We start from the raw sequence: 16914 nt of genomic DNA on the forward strand, positions 1-16914 counted from the left end.
GCAGGTGCTCAGCCGCGTCCGCGATAGGGCGCGACGCCCTGGTCTGGAAGCCAGACGTCCTTCGGCAGCTCGCCCGTCTGCCAGAACACGTCGATCGGAATGCCGCCGCGCGGATACCAGTATCCGCCGATACGCAAGAAGCGCGGCTCGAGCAGCGCGGCGAGGCGCTTGCCGATGGCGACCGTGCAATCCTCGTGGAAGGCGCCGTGGTTGCGGAACGAGGCGAGGTAGAGCTTGAGCGACTTGCTCTCCACGAGCCAGGCGCCGGGCACGTAGTCGATCACCAGATGGGCGAAGTCCGGCTGGCCGGTCACGGGGCAGAGCGAGGTAAACTCAGGCGCCGTGAAGCGCGCGACGTAGGCGGTGTCGGAATGCGGATTGGCGACACGCTCCAGCAGCGCCTTGTCGGGGCTTTCCGGAATGGCGGACGATCCGCCCAGAAGTGTGATGCCCGTCGTCTCGGCGGTCATGTGCGCGCTCTCTGCGTTTTCTATTCGGCGGCGAGGGCGGCCGGGCGCGAGGCGGGCGTGCCCGTATAGATGCAGCCTTCGTTGCAGCTATCGCGCGAAACGTGAATTTCCGCGAGGCCGGGAACGCGGTTCTGGAGCCTGTTCCAGAGCCAGATCGAAATGCGCTCGAGGGTCGGAAACTCGAGCCCCTCCACCTCGTTCAGCAGACGATGATCGAGCGCATCGTGTGCTTCGGCGATGGCGGCGGCAAGATCGTCGAAATGGAAAACGAGGCCGGTTTCCGGATTGGGCTCGCCGTCGATGACGACGCGCGCGCGGAACGAGTGGCCATGAATCCGGGAGTTCGGATGGCCTAGGGGTGCCGACGGCAGGTAATGCGCTGCCTCGAACAGGAATTCCTTATAGATGCGCATGTCGGTGACATAGGGGATTTTGGCGTTAAACGCCAGCAGGCGCGGCAATCGGTGTCGAGCCCAAAGCGTCGGATGGCGGGTGGCGCATGTTCGGCAATTGGCCGGGAACAGCCCGCTAGGGAATTCCGATCCGCTTGTGGGTCTGGACCGAGAGTCGCCAGGCGGGGTTGGCTTTGACGTAGGTCACGGCAGCGGCCGTGTTCTCCGCGAGGCGAGGGCCGTCCATAGGGCTCAGGAAGCGCCGGGGAAAATCGAGGCCGAGCAGGCTTTCCGGCGCAAGCCCGGGCTGAGGGTAAACGAGCTTCAGCTCGTCGCCGGAGGTCTGGCGGATCTCGGTGCCGGACTTGGGGCTGACGCAGATCCAGTCGATCCCTTCGGGCAGGGGCAGGGAGCCGTTGGTCTCGATGGCGATGGTAAATCCGTGGAGATGCAACGCATTGAGAAGCGGAGCATCGACCTGGAGCGCGGGCTCGCCCCCAGTGAGGACCACGAAACGCTCGGCGGGGCCGCCTTGCCAAGCGGCGAGGATGGCGGCTGCGAGGTGCTGAGCGTCGCGAAACTTGCCGCCGCCTTCGCCGTCCGTGCCCACAAAATCCGTGTCGCAGAAGGTACAGGCGGCCGCCGCGCGGTCCGCTTCCCGTCCCGACCAGAGATTACAGCCGGTGAACCGGCAGAACACAGCGGCGCGGCCGGCGTTCGTCCCCTCGCCCTGCAGCGTGTAGAAGATCTCTTTGACGGAATACATGGGCCTGATCCGTAAAACGTCGCAAGCCGGTGTCAAGCGGCACATCGTAGCCCGGCCGGGCGAAGCGGCGGGCAGGACCCGTATCCCGCTTCAGGCGTTTCCGGTAAATCTGGAGCCTCTTCGGGTCTCATGAAGACGCAGTCGCTCCGGGTTTTTCACCGGGACCGAGGCGCGTCCGGCCTTTGGGCCGCACCTACTCCGGTCTCGCGGAGCGAAGAAAGGACCAGCATGCAGTGCCCTGTCTGCGGAGCGGAAGCGGAGGATCTCTCCTCCGGCGAATTCGATGGTCTCATCGTGGGCTGCAAGAGGTGCGGCCATTTCGCGGTGAGCGATGCAGCGCTGAATGATTTTCTGAGATTGGATTTCGATCAGCGCGTGGCGACGCTCGATAGGGCAAGAAAGGCCACCGAGCCCGGATCACCGCCCCTGGTTACGGTCGCCGCGCTCGACTGAGGGCGCGCGGGGGCGCGCAGTCGGGGGAGGGAGCATGAGCGCTGCGACGCGGCGATCCTATCGCTATTACGATCTGGTGATGGCGGCGTTCGTCACCGTTCTCATCTGCTCGAACCTGATCGGCCCGGCCAAGATCGCGCAGGTCGAGGTGCCCGGAGTGGGTCCTTACGTTTTTGGCGCGGGCGTTCTGTTCTTTCCAGTCTCCTACATCTTCGGCGACGTGCTCACCGAGGTCTACGGCTACGCGCGGGCACGTAAGGCGATCTGGACCGGCTTTGCGGCGCTCGCCTTCGCATCGTTCATGGCGACCGTGGTGGTGGCGTTGCCTCCCGCGCCGTTCTGGCCGCATCAGACTGCCTACGAGATCGCGTTCGGCAATGCGTGGCGCGTGGTGGCGGCCTCGATGGTCGCCTATTTCTGCGGCGAGTTCGTCAACTCGTTCGTGCTCGCGAAGATGAAGGTCGCGCAGGGCGGACGGCATTTGTGGATGCGCACCATCGGCTCGACGATCGCAGGCGAGGCGATCGACAGCGCGCTGTTCTATCCACTCGCGTTCTACGGGACGGGCATCATTCCGAACGAGGCGCTGCCGCTGGTGATGCTCACGCAGTTCGTGACCAAAATGCTGGTGGAGATCGCCTTCACGCCCGTGACCTACAAGGTCGTGGCGTTCCTCAAGGAGGCGGAGCAGGAGGACTATTACGACCGCACGACGGACTTCAATCCGTTCAAGCTGGAGGCTTGAGGAGAGGCAGCAGCCAACTGGCAGCCGACAGCAGCAGATGCGCGAGCTGCCTGCTGCCCCGTTGCCTACCACCTAATCTTCAGTGACCCTCGACCGAAGGGCGGCTCGCTTCGAACAGGAACCAGTGACGGCGCTCGGTCTCGTCGATCCAGACGTCGAGGAGGCTCGAGGTCGCGAAGTCGCGATGCTCGTCGGTCAGCTCGTGGACGGAGCGCATGCGCGCCACGAGATCCTTGTTGTCGTCACGCAGCTCGGCCAGCATGTCGAGCGCGTCCACGTAATCGGCATCGTTGTCCTTCACGTGCTGCAGGCGGGCGATGTGTCCGATGGAGCGAAGGGTCGTGCCTCCCAGCTTGCGCACGCGCTCGGCGATGGGGTCCGTCATAGCGAAGATCTGGTCGCCGTGCTCGTCGAGCAGCAGATGGTAGTCGCGGAAGTGCGGGCCGCTCACGTGCCAGTGAAAATTCTTGGTCTTGAGGTAGAGCGCGAAGACGTCGGCCAGGAGCTCGTTGAGAGCGCCGGTGAGGTCGCGCACGGCGTTGTCGCCGAGGTCGGTCGGGGTGGCGAGCGGGGCTTTACGGCGCTCTGCTGCTTTCTTGAGGTCGGCTTTGGATTCGGCCATGGGGGAGGCTCCGTCGGGTTCATTGGTGGGGGTGCCTCTAAGGTAGGAGCGCATCTGGGGGAAGGGAAGGACCCCCTGCGTACAGGATCATCGCGCCGTTAACCGACCGGTGGCCTTGGCGCGCATGCGGGCGGAGCGGTCTCGGTCAGCGCGAAGGGTGTGCCTTGGCGGCGTTCCAGATTTCCCATCCTCTCGCGCGCAGCTCGCACGCGGGGCAGGTGCCGCAGCCCCAGCCCCAATCGTGACGGTGCGTGCGGTCGCCGAGATAGCACGTGTGGGTTTTTTCACGGACGAGGTCGACCAGGGCCGCGCCGCCGAGCGTCTCGGCCATCGCCCAGGTTCCCGCCTTGTCGACGTACATCAGGGGCGTCTCGATCCGGAATGGCTTGTCGAGGCCGAGCGCGATGGCCTGCTCCTGCGCGCGGATGGTGTCGTTGCGGCAATCGGGATATCCGGAATAGTCGGTCTCGCACATGCCTGCGACGAGGGTCGTGAGGCCGCGCCTGTAGGCGAGGGCTGCCGCGTAAACGAGGAACAGAAGATTGCGGCCGGGAACGAACGTCGACGGCAGGCCGGCCTTCGTCATCTCGATTTCGGTCTCGCGCGTCAGCGCGGTCTCACTGATGCGTCCGAGTTCGGGAAGCGCGATCTCGTGATCGGGGCCCAGGCGCGGAGCCCAGGACGGGAAGCTCTCGCGAAGCGCGTCCCGCACGACATGGCGCTGGGTGAGCTCCACGGCGTGGCGCTGCCCATAGGCGAAGCCGAGCGTTTCGACATGCGGATAGCGGTCGAGCGCCCAGGCCAGGCAGACCGTGCTGTCCTGTCCGCCGGAAAAGAGAACCAGTGCACCGCCAGCGGACATCAGAAGCTCTTTCCGTCGACGCGTTTGATGGTGAGGGTATCGGGATCGATCTCGTCGATGCAGCGCACGTTGAGCGCCACCATCGGCGTGCCGTCCGGCATCACGCCGCGGGCGAAGCTCGTGACGCCGCAGGTGCGGCAGAAGAGATGATGAATCATCTGTCTGTTGAACTGGTAGTCGGCGAGTGCGCTCTCGCCCGTTTCAAGTGTGAAATCGGCCGCCGGGATGAACGCGAGGAGGGTGCCCTTGCGGCGGCACATCGAGCAGTTGCAGCTCATGGCCTGCGTAATGGGGTCGCTTTTGGCCTCGTAGCGCACGGCGCCGCAGTGGCAGGAGCCATGGTAGGTCTGTTGGTCCGGCATCGGTTTTCAGCTCCTATGTCGTCAAAGTATCGCGGGAGCGGGGTAGGTCCGCCTACCCATTGGGGTCTTTCCGCGCCGTGCGAACCCAGCTAAAACCCGCTCCGATCCCGTCATGGTGCCTCACGGCCCATGCAACTCCTAAGATCCTCTCATAAAACGTTTTTTCTATCACCTCCCGAGGAACCTGCCCCATGACCGCCATCGTCGACATTCTCGGCCGCGAAATTCTGGACAGCCGCGGCAACCCGACCGTCGAGGTCGACGTGCTCCTGGAAGACGGCTCCAGGGGCCGGGCCGCCGTGCCTTCGGGAGCTTCCACCGGCGCGCACGAGGCGATCGAGCTTCGTGACGGAGACGCGAAGCGCTATCTCGGCAAAGGTGTGCTGAAGGCCGTGGACGCCGTCAACGGCGAGATTTCCGATGCCCTCATCGGGCTCGATGCCGAGGACCAGCGCGGGCTCGACGCCGCCCTGATCGCCGTCGACGATACGGACAACAAGAGCCGCCTCGGCGCAAACGCCATTCTGGGTGTCTCGCTCGCGGCCGCGAAGGCCGCCGCGGAAGCCTCCTCGCTGCCGCTCTACCGCTATGTGGGCGGAACGTCGGCCCATGTGCTGCCGGTGCCGATGATGAACATCATCAACGGCGGCGCGCATGCCGACAACCCGATCGACATCCAGGAATTCATGATCATGCCGGTCTCGGCCGAGACGGTCGCGGACGCCGTTCGCATCGGCGCCGAGATCTTCCACACGCTGAAGAAGGGTCTCAAGGAGGCCGGCCACAACACGGGCATCGGCGACGAGGGCGGCTTCGCGCCGAACCTCAAGAGCGCCGACGAAGCACTGTCCTTCATCATGAAGTCGATCGAGAAGGCGGGCTACAAGCCTGGCGACGACGTCATGCTGGCACTCGATTGCGCCTCGACCGAGTTCTACAAGGGCGGGAAGTACGAGCTTCATGGCGAGGGCAAGAGCCTCGATAGCGCGGGCATGGTCCGCTACCTGGAAGACCTCGTGAACCGCTTCCCGATCATCTCGATCGAGGACGGCATGGCAGAAGACGACTGGGCCGGCTGGAAGGCGCTGACCGATGCCATCGGCAAGCGCTGCCAGCTCGTGGGCGACGATCTCTTCGTCACCAATACCGAGCGTCTGTCGCGCGGCATCAAGGCCGCAACCGCCAACTCGATCCTGATCAAGGTCAACCAGATCGGCACGCTGACCGAGACGCTGGATGCGGTGTCCATGGCCCAGCGCGCGGGCTACACGGCGGTCATGTCCCACCGCTCGGGCGAGACGGAGGATTCGACCATCGCCGATCTCGCGGTTGCGACCAACTGCGGGCAGATCAAGACGGGATCGCTCTGCCGCTCGGATCGTCTCGCCAAGTACAACCAGCTCATTCGCATCGAGGGCGAGCTGGGCGACGTGGCGCGCTATGCCGGCAAGGGCATCCTGCGCGGCGACCGGGCCGTATAAACGGCCGTCAGGAAGCGGCGCGGGATGGAGCCTGCGAACTCGTCGTCGCCGACGCGCCGCAGGGCTTCGAGAAATTCGTTACGCGCAGGCTCGGGAAGCTGCGCGACGGGAGAGAACGTGGCGCTCAGCGCGAGCATCTGCCCGGTGCTGAACGTCACGTCCCATCGGATGATCTCCACCGCGCGCTCCTCGAAACCTTCCCGTTCCAGCTCCGCGAGCCTCCGTTCCCTATTGAGGGCGTAGGGCTTCTTCTCCCGGTCCGCGAACGTGGGCGGGCGCTCCAGGCTGTCGAACAGGGCGTGCGTTCTCACCTGGAAGTCGTCCGGCGCGTCCGGATCGCCGTAGACGTTCCACCACATGGCCCAGTGCCCACCCGGACGCAGAAGCTGCTTCACCTTTGGAAGCCCGATGGCCGGATCCAGCCAGTGGAACGACGTCGCCGCTACGCCGAGATCGAAGGCGGTGCTGCGCAGGGCGGCCTCCTCGAATGGGGCCTGCATGACCGTGAGACGGCCAGGATGAGCCGGGCCGAGGCTCTCCGACAGATAGGCGGCGAGACGCGCATCCGGCTCGATGGCGCAGACGGTGCAGCCGAGGTCGAGAAGGCGGGCCGTTGCCTGTCCTGTTCCCGGGCCAATCTCGAACGCCGCCGTCTCGGGTCCGGCGCGACAGAGGTCTCTCAAGATCTCGGCAACGCGCGGGGGATAGCCCGGCCGTCCGCGGGCGTAGAGATCCGGGGCGGAGCCGAAGACCGTGCGTCCAAGCTTGCGATCCAGCGTGCTCACGTTTCCCCCGTTTGGCGCCTGCGTCAGCTTGGCCATCCGGTTTCGGCAAAATCAGGACGGCGCTTTACCTCGTTTTAATCGGCTCGGCGGTATGGTTACGTCGTTCCCGGTTCTCATAACGCGTAACGTCGAACATCCGTGCTGCGTCAGCCAATATATGATCGGCGAGCCAAGTCGCGGCAGGCGCTGGTGTTGCTTCTCTGCCTAGGATTGACGGCTTATTTCGCCTATCACACCCTAAAAGGCCGGCATGGCCTCGAGGCGCGAGACCGACTTGCGGAGCGTGAAAGCGCTCTGCAGTTCGAGATCCAGAGCCTCGAGGCTGTGCGCGCCAAACTGGAGCGCGATGTCGCTCTGCTCCGCCCCGATCTCCCCGATCCCGATTTCGTCGAAGAGATTGCCCGCGAGGTGCTTGGGTTCGCCCATCCTCGCGATCGCGTCGTGCTGGAGTCTGCTCCCTCCGGGTGAAGCCTGTGGGGAAGTGGGGGTTTTCCGCGCGGACGGGACTGGCGCGATGGCGCCATAGTTGTCATTCAGGCAGGCGCGTTTACACGACTATCCTGGTGGGCCATTTCGCTGCGGCGCAGCATGAGGGGCGCTGGCCTCGCGACGGGCTCGTCGTGTAAGTTTCGCTGTTCGATGGCACTCTCGGGGCTGGCCCGGGCGGCGTATCTCGGCCTGCGAGATCTTCCAATCGTCAACAAGAGGAGCGGACATGACGGGAAGCCCCCTTGGTCCGGCTGGCGCGGAGGACATCATGTTCTCTCCGGACGAAGAGATCGCGGCTTACCGCAGCATGCTGCTCATTCGCCGTTTCGAGGAGAAGGCCGGACAGCTTTACGCCTTGCAGGCCATTCATGGCGTATGCCCGCTGTGCATCGGGCAGGAGGCTTCGATCGTCGGCACGATGATGGCCGCACGCGCGACCGATCCCGTGATCACGAGCTATCGCACCCATGGCGCGCTTCTGGCGCGCGGCGTAGCCCCCCGTCTCGTGCTGGCCGAGCTTCTGGGCCGCAAGACGGGTCTCGCGCAGGGGAAGGGCGGCACCGTGCGCATGTTCGCTCCGGAGCATCATTTTTTCGGCGGTCATGGCACGGCAGGGCTTGCTGCGCCGCTCGGCGCCGGACTCGCATTTGCCTCGCGCTATCGCGGCGGGGATGATGTGACGCTCTGCTTCTTCGGCGACGGCGCGGCTGCGCGCGGGCGCGTGCTCGAAGCCTACAAGATCGCCGCGCAGTGGGCGCTGCCGATCGTTTTCATCATCGACAACAACACCGCCGCGCCGGGCGCCAGCATCGTGCTGGGCCAGCTTCCCTCGGCGCTTGCCGAAAGCGGGACGCCGGTCGCCATTCCAGGTCATCAGGTGGACGGCATCGACGTGCGGCGCGTGATCGTTGCGGCCCGGCAGTCCATTGCGCGGGCGCGCGACGGGGACGGGCCGACCATTCTCGAAATGCTGACTTATCGCTATCGCGGGCATGGCGGCGTGCCGGCGCGCGCGGGCGCGTCCGAGCGGAGGCTCGAGGAGGCCGATCCGGTCTCGAGGGCCCGCGGGCGCATTCTGGCGTCGGGCATCCTCAATGAGCGCGCGCTCAAGGCGCTTGAGAAGGAGGTGAAGGAGTCCGTGGTTTCTGCAGCACTCGCCGCGCGTGCGGAGCCCGTTCCGGAGGCAGCCGATCTCTTCGCGGCAACTGGGGCTTGAGGAGCGAAATGCGTCGAGAAATCCTCATGCCGATCGTGACGCCCTCCATGACGGACGGCAAGATTTCGCGCTGGCATGTCGCGGAAGGGCAGCAGGTGGCCGCGGGCGACGTTCTGGTGGAAATCGCCACGCCGACCGCCACGCTCGAGATCGAGGCCGAGGACGAAGGCCACGTCGAGCGCATCCTGGTTCCCGCAGGGACAGAGGGCGTGAAGGTCAACACGCCGATCGCGATCGTGCTGGCGGGCGTGCAGCAAAAACCCCTGTCAGCGCGGGGGCTCGCTCAGCCGCTAGGGTTCGCGTCTCTCGATCCGCTGCCGGATCTCGCGCCGGCGCCGCCTCGTTCGGCCGAGACGGCGGGCCGCAGCTATCGCGAGGCTTTGCGCGATGCGCTCGCCGCAGAGATGCGTCGCGATCCCGACGTGTTCCTGATTGGCGTGGACGTTGCGCAGAACCGGGGCGCGCCCAAGGTGGCGCAGGGGCTGCTCGACGAGTTCGGTCCGTCGCGCGTCGTCTCCGTTCCCCCCATCGAGGACGCCTTGTTCGGCGTTGCGGTGGGCGCGGCGATGGCCGGCCTCAAGCCCGTGGTGGAGCTTTCTCATTGGGGGCGCTCGATCGACTCCCTCGGCGCCTATCTCGCAAGCGCCGCGGAGACCTTCTATCTCTCGGGCGGCAAGCTGCCGGTGCCCATCGTGTTCCGCGGGCCGAACGGGTTCGTGCCTGGGATGACGGGGCAGGATGCGCGCTGTGTCGCCGCGCAGCTCGCGCACATTCCGGGGCTCAAGGTCGCGCAACCTGCGACGCCGTCTGCGGCTTATGCGCTGCTCTCCCAGGCGATCCGCGATCCCGGTCCCGTGGCGCTGCTGGAGCACGACCAGCTCTATGCGACGCGCGAGCAAGGCGATGTCGCAGAAGGTGGCGCGCTCGGCGCCGCGCGGATCGCACGCGCCGGTTCGGATCTTACGATCGCCGCCATCGGTCACGCGGTTCTCGGCGCGCTGGAAGCGGCCGGCCGGTTGAGTGCGGAGGGGATCGAGGCCGAGGTCATCGACCTCATGTGCGTGCGCCCGCTCGACCGTGACGCGGTGGCCGCCTCAGTGGCGCGGACCGGGCGCCTCATGACGCTCGAGCAGGGCTGGGGGGATGGCGGCATCGGCGCGGAGCTGGTGGCCTCCATCGCCAGCCGCTCGTTCGCATCTCTCAAGTGCGCGCCCGTTCGCCTTGCCGGCGCGGCAGTTCCGATGCCGTACGCGGGAGAGTTGCAGGCCGCCGCGCTTCCCGGCGCGGAGCAGGTGGTGAAAGCGGCCCTCGAGCTGCTTGGGCGGCCCCGCTAAGGTGGCGCACGTCGCCTCGGGCTTCGACCGGAGCGCGCGCAGGTTCAGCCGTTTTTCGATGCATCCAGGCAGGCCCGGCCCTGGGCTCCATGTGTTCGTAATGTGCTGATTCGCGGATTTCAGTCCGCGAGCCGTTCAATATTTCGGTTTTACTTGCAACGCCTTGCGGAACCTTGTGGCCGGATCGCCACGTGGGCTGTGTTTCCACAGATTCGACCCTGTCAATTTGCTCAATGCACGGGCATTTTATGGGGGGCTTCTTGTGACGGGCTCGGACTCGAACGTAGACCAAGAGCACGTACAGGCAACACATGCCATAGCAGTACGTCACGGGGGACATCATGTTCAAATCGTCAGCAACTCTCGTCTTTGCTGCACTGGGCGCGACACTGCTTGCCGGATGCTCGTCGGATGGCGGCATTCTCGGCACGTCGCTCACCACCCAATCCATCGGCACGAATGCCGGCGCGACTCCGGTAGTTGCTGCCGCGCCGAAGGTCGATCCGGCCTGCTACTCGCTCTCCCAGCGCATCGACATGCTGCGCAAGGAAGGCGTGACCGATCGGCTGGAGAAGGCGTCGGTGGGCAAAACCTCCACGGTTGCCGTCAAGCGCGCTTCGCTGGCCCAGGCGGCCGAACTCGACAAGGCGAACGCCGAATTCCAGGCCAAGTGCTCCGCGTTCGGGCCGAAGCCCGTCGTCCAGACGACGGCGCAGGTGACGCCGGGCATTCCGGCAGCGAACTCCGCCCAGGTGGTCTCTGCCAACACGCCGCGAGCCAACATCGCTCCGCCGGTCGTTCAGCAGCAGCAGTAAGCTGGTACGAATAGCCGTCCGCACGGCCCCGTGCTGGCGGCTTTCCGGGTTTGACCTTCCAGGCTCTGAGCGTATCCGGTCCCCCGTGCCGGATGCGCCTTCTGTGTCGGCTGCAAGCGGGGGAATTCCGGCTTTCGTAGGAAGAGTTTTCGACTTTTGAACCGGGATTGCGGCCACTGCTGCATCCTGGCCACACTTTTGCGCGAAAGCCTTGATTAGAGCGGCCAGGGGTTCAACAGCTCCGTCGAAAATCTTAACGTACCGCGTCGATTAAATGCTTCGAGAGGGCTTCCAATCCATGACTGCGATGATGCGCGGCGGCGCAGTGCGTGTCGTTTTGCTCGGTGCGTTGGGAGCGGCGGTCGCGGTCGGCGGTTGCGCGTCGGGAAGCGGAAACGGTCCCAGCGGCAAGGCGCTGGCGAACGGCGAGAGCTGCGGGTCCATCAAGCAGCAGCTCAATCGCCTCGACGCGAAGGGCGTTCCGTCGTCTGTTCAGGCCGAAGCCTCCGGCAAAAAGCTCAGCGGCCAGCAGAAGGCCGACGCCGATCTCTACAATCGCCTCCTCAACGACTACCTCGGCGCTCGCTGTCACGTTTAGCCACGGGCTCGCTCGCTCTCGTTTGTGGCGGCTTGCCTGAAAGCTCGCGTGGATAACGCGGGGGCGTCTCTACGCGTTCTTTTTCGGCCGGATACGCGCTCGGAATACGGGTTCCCAGCTACCGGCAAGCGCTCTAATCTCGCGCCGCAGCAACCCGGAGATGGACGGGCACAACGACCCGGCACGCGTGGTTCGCTGATGGGGAGCTTTTGATGGATTACGTACAATTCGCAACCGACAACAAGGTCTGGATCATCATGATCCTGAACGGCCTGGTCGCAGGCTGGCTCGCCGGGCTTCTGCTCGGTGGCGGCGGGCTCATCCGCAACCTCCTGGTCGGCCTGATCGGCGCCGTGCTCGGCGGATACCTCGTGTCGGCCGGCCTTCTGACCCTTCCCTACGACTTCGATGCGATCGTGCCCTACGGCAACCAGATCGTCGTTTCGACTGTGGGCGCGCTGATCGTCGTCATCGTGGCGCGCTTCCTCGGCGGGCGCTGATCCGCCGCGTCATGCACGGATGTACTATGGTGGGCGCCGTGAAGCGGGTGCTATCGCTCGCATCGCGGCGCTTTCCGCTTTAAGCTCGCGGAAAACGCGAATCCGGCTCGGACGGGATCGGCATGGTCACTCTCATCGATAAGCGGATGTCTCCAGGCGACGGCTCGCGTCCGCGCCATCCAGAAAAGGCGCACCGGCCCGATCAGCCGATGCTGCCCAAGCCGCCGTGGATTCGCGTCCGCGCCCCATCCTCCGACGGGTTTTTGTCGACGCGCAAGATCGTGCGCGAGCATGGCCTCGCGACGGTGTGCGAGGAGGCGGGCTGCCCTAACATCGGCGAGTGCTGGCAGAAGAAGCACGCCACCATGATGATCATGGGGGAGATCTGCACACGCGCGTGCGCGTTCTGCAACGTGGCGACGGGCCTGCCGCGCCCGCTCGATACTGGCGAGCCGGTGCGCGTCGCGGATGCGGTGTCGGCACTGGGGCTCGAGCACGTGGTGATCACGTCGGTCGATCGTGACGATCTTCCTGACGGCGGGGCCGCGCATTTCCGCGATGTGATCGGAGAGGTGAGGGCTCGCGCACCGCAGACCAGCATCGAGGTTCTGATCCCGGACTTCCTGCGCAAGGACGGCGCTCTCGACGTGGTGGTGCGCGCGCGGCCGGATGTGCTGAACCATAACCTCGAAACCGTGCCGGGGCTCTACGTGCGGATCCGGCCCGGTGCGCGCTACTTCCATTCGCTGCGTCTCCTGCAGCGCGCAAAGGAGATCGATCCGACCCTGTTCACCAAGTCGGGCCTCATGGTCGGCCTTGGAGAGACGCGCGACGAGATCCTGCAGGTGATGGATGACCTGCGCAGCGCCAACGTTGATTTTCTCACCATCGGGCAGTATCTGGCACCATCGGCCAAGCATGCCGAGGTGAAGCGCTACGTGCCGCCCGACGAGTTCGCAGATCTCAAGAGGATCGCGCTCGCCAAGGGCTTCCTGGTCGTGGCGGCGAGCCCCATGACGCGGTCGTCCTATCACGCGGGCGACGACTTCCGCCGCCTCAAGGCTGCGCGCACCGCGTAGCTGCAACTTTTATGCGGGCGATGGCGCCGGCGCGGCCGGGATCATGGTCTCGGGATTTGCGAGGTCTGCCTTTGCCGAGTTTCCGCACCGTCCGGCGCGTTTCCTTTACGCCCGAGCAGATGTTCGACGTGGTCGCCGACGTCGAGCGCTATCCGGAGTTCCTGCCGCTCTGCGAGGGGCTGACCGTGCTTGAGCGCAGCGCGAGCGGCGATGAGCTCACGGCCACCATGACGGTGGGCTACAAATCGATCACCGAACGCTTTACGACGCACGTGACGCTCGATCGGGCGGCGAGCCTCATCCGGGTGCGCCACCTCGACGGGCCGTTCAGCCATCTCCAGAACGAGTGGCGCTTCACCCCGGCGGACGGAGGCGCTGACGTGCACTTCTCGATCGATTACGCGTTTCGCTCGGCGATGCTGTCGCTGATCGTGGGCGCGGCGTTCGACAAAGCCGTGCGCAGCTACACGGACGCGTTCGAGGGGCGGGCGCGCAAGCTCTACGGATCGCCCGCGTCCGCTTGAGTGTAGCTTTCGGATCGCAGGTCAGTTGATGGCTTTTTCGCGGTTCAGCGCCGTGGCCATGCCGGACGCCGTATCGAGACCTTTGACACCGGTGAGCTTGGTGCTGTCGAGATCGGCGTGGCTGAGATTGGCGCCGGTAAGGTCCGCCCCCGTGAGATCGGCGTGGGACAGGTCGGCGTTCTGCAAGATGGCGCCCTTGAGGTTGGCGCCCTTGAGGTTGGCGAAGCGTAGCGAGACATGGGTGAGATCGGCGCCGGAGAGGTCAGTGCCCCCCAGGTCGGCGGACTCGAGCTTCGAGCGCCACAGCATCTCGATGAAACCGGTGTTGTTGAAGGGCGCGAGCGAGACGCCGGTCATCTTGGCGCCTGCGAAATTGCCGCCGCTGAAGATACCGAACATGCGGGCCTTGGTGAGATCGGCGCCGGAGAAGCTCGGGGCCTCGCCTCTGCTGCCTTCGAAAGACGAGGTGGTCGTGGGGCGCAGGAGGCTCGCTCCAGCAAGGTTTGCGCGGTCGAAGCGCGTTCCGATGGCGATGATGCGGTCGAGACGGGCCTTGCTGAGATCCACGTCGGTCAGATCCGCGCCGCTGAGATCGGCGCCGAACAAGTCCGCTTCCGCCATGCGCGCCTTCTTGAAGCCGAGCCCCGCCAAGTCGAGACCCTCGAGATTGCGGCCGCTGAAATCGATGCCGCTGTCGGGAGCGGCTTTGTAGAGCTGCTCCGTCACCTGCCGGGCGGTCAGATCTGCTGCGTTGAGGGGCGCGATGCTGGCCATCACGGCGAGGATTGCCGTCAGAAAAAGGGGTCGGCGGAGGCTTTGCAAGGCGCACCTCAACGTTGCGTCACGGATAGCAGGCCGAGACCAAGCCGCGGCGCGCGGCGTTCGGACTTTCTCACGAGCATATACGAAGTCGGGCGCCTAGCGGTTGCCATCTCGCTACATTTTTCCCGCTTCCCGCCTTCTCCTCAAGCCGCAAGACCACGAGCCAGCATGGCCAGCGCCTCGGTGACTGTCTGCAGCCGGATTTCCGAGCGGCCCAGATTTCCAAAGCGGAATTCGCGGCTTAGGGCAGGCTTGCCGCGAAGCGCGAGTCCGATATGGACGAGGCCGACCGGTTTCTCCGCTGATCCTCCCGCAGGCCCCGCGATCCCCGTCACGGCGACGGCGGCATCGGCGGCGGAGGCGCGCAGGGCGCCGGCCGCCATTTCCCTCGCCACCTCGGCGCTCACTGCGCCGTGGCGATAGAGGGTGTCGAAGTCGACGCCGAGATCGCCGATCTTTGCGGCATTGGAGTAGGTGACGAAGCCGCGCTCGAAAACGTCGGAGCTGCCCGCGATCTCCGTTAAGAGGCCTGCGATCAGCCCGCCGGTGCAGCTTTCCGCAGTCGCCAGTTTCCAGCGGCGCGCTCTCAGCCCGGCGAGCAGACGCTCCGCTTCGGTGACAAGCTCCGGCGTGAACATGGCAGCCTCTTTTCCGTCCGGCATCCGCCAAAGAAAACGAGGCGCTCCTTGTGGGGCGCCTCGTTGAGACTAGTCAAATCGTTGGGATGTCCGCAACGGAACGCGCGGCCTATTCGGCGATCAGCTTTTCGGCGAGACGCAGCAGCTCGTCGAGCTTGGCGCGCGTTTCGACGCCCATGACGGCAACCGAGCGGGCCTGCGCAGCCTGCCAGACGGGATAAGCGTCCTTAAGCACCGCCTGGCCCTTGGGCGTCAGGTGCAATCCGCGGCCGCGGCGGCCTGCGGGCGGATCCATGATGATCATGCTGAGCGCGAGAAGGCGCTTCAGGTTGCGCGAGAGCGTCGACTTCTCGATGTCCAGCTCGTGGCCGATCTCGACGGCCGTGATGCCGTCGCGCGAGGCGAGCTGCGCGAGCAGCGTGTACTGGCTGGCGGTAATGCCCAGCGGGCGCATGGCATCGTCGTAGAGACGCGTGATGATGCGTGAGAGCTGGCGAACGCGGGTCGCCAAGCACGTCGCCGCCGTGGTCTCGGCGATGTCGGAAATATTGGCGCCGCCGGTGTCGCCCGTCGCGGGACGCTCAAGAGTGTGCATCAGGTTCATGGAGTTGGCCCCCCGGGATCGCTTTTGGTCATACAACCACCTGTCCCGGTGATGCCGCGATTCTGGCGGGGGGGTCAACGCGCGCTTGGAATTGGGCTGAGGATAAGGCGGGCTTTATCAAGCCGGAAGCAACACCGTGGCCGAGGCGAGGGCTGCGATGCCCTCCTTGCGGCCCGTAAAGCCGAGCTGCTCTGTGGTCGTTGCTTTTACGGCCACACGTGTCAGCTCGATGCCGAGCATGCCCGCGATGGCGTTGCGGATCGCGTCGCGGTGGGGGCCGATGCGCGGCGCCTCGCAGAGAATCGTGACGTCGACGTTGGTGATGCGTCCGCCGCGCTTGGCAATGCGGGCGGCGGCGTCCTCGACGAATACGCGCGAGCGCGCGCCCTTCCAGGCGGGGTCCGACGGCGGAAAGTGCTGGCCGATGTCGCCGTCTCCGATGGCTCCCAGCAGGGCGTCTGTGAGGGCGTGGAGCGGGGCGTCGGCATCCGAGTGGCCCAGAAGGCCGCGATCGTGGGGGATGCGCACGCCGCCGAGCCAGACGTGATCGCCCTCGCAGAAGGCGTGGACGTCGAAGCCGGTTCCGGTGCGGGGTTCCCAGAGGGGCGCTTCGGGTCGGAGAAGCTGTTCGGCCATGATCAGGTCCTCTTGGGTCGTGAGCTTGAAGTTGCGGCTCGGGCTTTCGACGAGCGTGACGGCGATGCCCGCCCATTCGGCAATGGCGGCGTCGTCTGTGAAGTCGGTGCGCCCTTGGGCGGCTGCGCGGCCGTGAGCGGCGAGAATAGGAGCGTAGCGGAACCCCTGCGGGGTTTGCGCCTTCCAGAGGCCAGCGCGCGGAACGGTCTCGGAGACGGTGCCGTCTCCCCGGTCGCGCTTCAAGGTGTCGGCCAAGGGCTCGGCGGCAAGTGCGCCCTCATGGGTCTCGAGCGCGGCCAGCACGCGGGCAATCGTCTCGGGCGCGACGAAGGGGCGGGCCGCGTCGTGAATCAGCACGTGTCTCGGTGCCTCGCGTTCGAGAGACGCCAGCCCGAGGCGGACGGAGTCCTGGCGGGTGGCGCCGCCGGGCACCGGGGGCTTCAGCTTGCTGGCGCTCTTCGGCGCAGACGCCGCGTAGAGGTCGCGGTCGTCGGGATGAATGACCACCGTGATGCTGGAAATGCCGGGGCAGGCCTCAAAGGCCGCGATGGCGTGCGCAAGAACCGGGCGGCCGGCGAGGGGTGCATATTGCTTAGGCGCCAGCCCGTCCCGGGCCGCTCGGGCGCCGCGGCCGGCGGCTACGATCAAGGCTGCTGCTGTCACGGATCTCACTTCCGGATGGTTTCAAGTCGGAGGGCACTTAGCCCGCGGCGCGGCAATT

The 16914-nt window shown here is 65.8% G+C and carries 22 protein-coding genes; 11 read left to right on the forward strand and 11 right to left on the reverse strand.

All coding sequences use genetic code 11. From position 1 onward, the window contains the following. Positions 1-8 precede the first annotated feature (8 nt). The 3 genes from queF to queE form a co-directional block, all read right to left on the reverse strand. Complete coding sequence (queF, locus tag PE058_RS11975; RefSeq protein ID WP_020087722.1) at positions 9-470, reverse strand: preQ(1) synthase; 462 nt, start codon at positions 468-470, stop codon at positions 9-11. Between the two features lie 20 nt (positions 471-490). Continuing rightward, complete coding sequence (locus PE058_RS11980; protein ID WP_271028491.1) at positions 491-883, reverse strand: 6-pyruvoyl trahydropterin synthase family protein; 393 nt, start codon at positions 881-883, stop codon at positions 491-493. A 115-nt stretch (positions 884-998) separates the two neighbouring features. Beyond that, positions 999-1628: a 7-carboxy-7-deazaguanine synthase gene (gene queE / locus PE058_RS11985; protein ID WP_271028492.1), complete on the reverse strand. Its 630-nt coding sequence runs from the start codon at positions 1626-1628 to the stop codon at positions 999-1001. Positions 1629-1856: 228 nt separating this feature from the next. Here queE and PE058_RS11990 point away from each other — a divergent pair, with 228 nt between their 5' ends. Both PE058_RS11990 and PE058_RS11995 read left to right on the forward strand, forming a co-directional pair. Further along, positions 1857-2081 (forward strand): hypothetical protein, encoded by a 225-nt coding sequence (locus PE058_RS11990; RefSeq protein ID WP_271028493.1) that lies wholly within the window; start codon positions 1857-1859, stop codon positions 2079-2081. A 34-nt stretch (positions 2082-2115) separates the two neighbouring features. Continuing rightward, complete coding sequence (locus tag PE058_RS11995; protein WP_271028494.1) at positions 2116-2826, forward strand: queuosine precursor transporter; 711 nt, start codon at positions 2116-2118, stop codon at positions 2824-2826. A 79-nt stretch (positions 2827-2905) separates the two neighbouring features. On the opposite strand, the gene PE058_RS12000 is transcribed toward PE058_RS11995, so the two are convergent. From PE058_RS12000 to PE058_RS12010, 3 genes are all read right to left on the reverse strand, one after another. Beyond that, a complete protein-coding gene (locus PE058_RS12000) occupies positions 2906-3448 on the reverse strand; it encodes a Dps family protein (RefSeq protein WP_020087717.1) in 543 nt (180 codons plus the stop codon). Positions 3449-3593: 145 nt separating this feature from the next. Continuing rightward, complete coding sequence (queC, locus tag PE058_RS12005) at positions 3594-4310, reverse strand: 7-cyano-7-deazaguanine synthase QueC (protein ID WP_020087716.1); 717 nt, start codon at positions 4308-4310, stop codon at positions 3594-3596. Then, positions 4310-4672 (reverse strand): GFA family protein, encoded by a 363-nt coding sequence (locus PE058_RS12010; protein ID WP_020087715.1) that lies wholly within the window; start codon positions 4670-4672, stop codon positions 4310-4312. Before PE058_RS12010 ends, queC begins: the two co-directional genes overlap by 1 nt. Before the next feature lie 191 nt (positions 4673-4863). Between PE058_RS12010 and eno the strand changes: the two genes are divergently transcribed. Beyond that, positions 4864-6153 carry a phosphopyruvate hydratase gene (gene eno / locus PE058_RS12015; protein WP_271028495.1) on the forward strand — a complete coding sequence of 430 codons (1290 nt, stop codon included), beginning with the start codon at positions 4864-4866 and terminating at the stop codon, positions 6151-6153. On the opposite strand, the gene PE058_RS12020 is transcribed toward eno, so the two are convergent. Beyond that, on the reverse strand, positions 6111-6974 hold the full coding sequence (locus tag PE058_RS12020) for a class I SAM-dependent methyltransferase (RefSeq protein WP_271028496.1): 864 nt from the start codon (positions 6972-6974) through the stop codon (positions 6111-6113). The genes eno and PE058_RS12020 overlap by 43 nt on opposite strands. Before the next feature lie 153 nt (positions 6975-7127). On the opposite strand from PE058_RS12020, the gene PE058_RS12025 reads away from it, so the two are divergent. The 8 genes from PE058_RS12025 to PE058_RS12060 all read left to right on the forward strand — a co-directional run bounded on the left by PE058_RS12025 (position 7128) and on the right by PE058_RS12060 (position 13493). Further along, a complete protein-coding gene (locus tag PE058_RS12025) occupies positions 7128-7406 on the forward strand; it encodes an FtsB family cell division protein (protein WP_245257725.1) in 279 nt (92 codons plus the stop codon). 247 nt (positions 7407-7653) lie between these two features. Continuing rightward, entirely contained in the window at positions 7654-8643 is a 990-nt protein-coding gene (locus PE058_RS12030) for a thiamine pyrophosphate-dependent enzyme (RefSeq protein WP_271028497.1), read from the forward strand. A gap of 8 nt (positions 8644-8651) precedes the next feature. Further along, entirely contained in the window at positions 8652-9977 is a 1326-nt protein-coding gene (locus tag PE058_RS12035) for a transketolase C-terminal domain-containing protein (protein WP_271028498.1), read from the forward strand. Positions 9978-10318: 341 nt separating this feature from the next. Beyond that, a complete protein-coding gene (locus PE058_RS12040) occupies positions 10319-10792 on the forward strand; it encodes a hypothetical protein (protein ID WP_020087709.1) in 474 nt (157 codons plus the stop codon). A gap of 298 nt (positions 10793-11090) precedes the next feature. Next, positions 11091-11390 carry a hypothetical protein gene (locus tag PE058_RS12045; RefSeq protein ID WP_245257724.1) on the forward strand — a complete coding sequence of 100 codons (300 nt, stop codon included), beginning with the start codon at positions 11091-11093 and terminating at the stop codon, positions 11388-11390. Between the two features lie 212 nt (positions 11391-11602). Further along, entirely contained in the window at positions 11603-11890 is a 288-nt protein-coding gene (locus PE058_RS12050) for a hypothetical protein (protein ID WP_020087707.1), read from the forward strand. Positions 11891-12012: 122 nt separating this feature from the next. Beyond that, complete coding sequence (lipA, locus tag PE058_RS12055) at positions 12013-12969, forward strand: lipoyl synthase (RefSeq protein ID WP_271028499.1); 957 nt, start codon at positions 12013-12015, stop codon at positions 12967-12969. Between the two features lie 71 nt (positions 12970-13040). Then, positions 13041-13493 (forward strand): type II toxin-antitoxin system RatA family toxin, encoded by a 453-nt coding sequence (locus PE058_RS12060; protein WP_026868294.1) that lies wholly within the window; start codon positions 13041-13043, stop codon positions 13491-13493. A gap of 21 nt (positions 13494-13514) precedes the next feature. Here PE058_RS12060 and PE058_RS12065 read toward each other — a convergent pair whose 3' ends face one another. The 4 genes from PE058_RS12065 to PE058_RS12080 form a co-directional block, all read right to left on the reverse strand. Beyond that, the gene (locus tag PE058_RS12065; RefSeq protein WP_020665394.1) at positions 13515-14267 is read right to left on the reverse strand and encodes a pentapeptide repeat-containing protein; all 753 of its coding nucleotides are present in this window, start codon (positions 14265-14267) and stop codon (positions 13515-13517) included. A 191-nt stretch (positions 14268-14458) separates the two neighbouring features. Continuing rightward, positions 14459-14953 (reverse strand): CinA family protein, encoded by a 495-nt coding sequence (locus PE058_RS12070; protein ID WP_271028500.1) that lies wholly within the window; start codon positions 14951-14953, stop codon positions 14459-14461. 109 nt (positions 14954-15062) lie between these two features. Then, complete coding sequence (locus PE058_RS12075) at positions 15063-15557, reverse strand: MarR family winged helix-turn-helix transcriptional regulator (protein WP_020087702.1); 495 nt, start codon at positions 15555-15557, stop codon at positions 15063-15065. Positions 15558-15674: 117 nt separating this feature from the next. Further along, positions 15675-16856 (reverse strand): bifunctional 2-C-methyl-D-erythritol 4-phosphate cytidylyltransferase/2-C-methyl-D-erythritol 2,4-cyclodiphosphate synthase, encoded by a 1182-nt coding sequence (locus tag PE058_RS12080; RefSeq protein ID WP_271028501.1) that lies wholly within the window; start codon positions 16854-16856, stop codon positions 15675-15677. Between the last annotated feature and the right edge of the window lie 58 nt (positions 16857-16914).

The organism is Hyphomicrobium sp. DMF-1 (genome assembly GCF_027886585.1).
Classification (GTDB): domain Bacteria; phylum Pseudomonadota; class Alphaproteobacteria; order Rhizobiales; family Hyphomicrobiaceae; genus Hyphomicrobium_C; species Hyphomicrobium_C zavarzinii.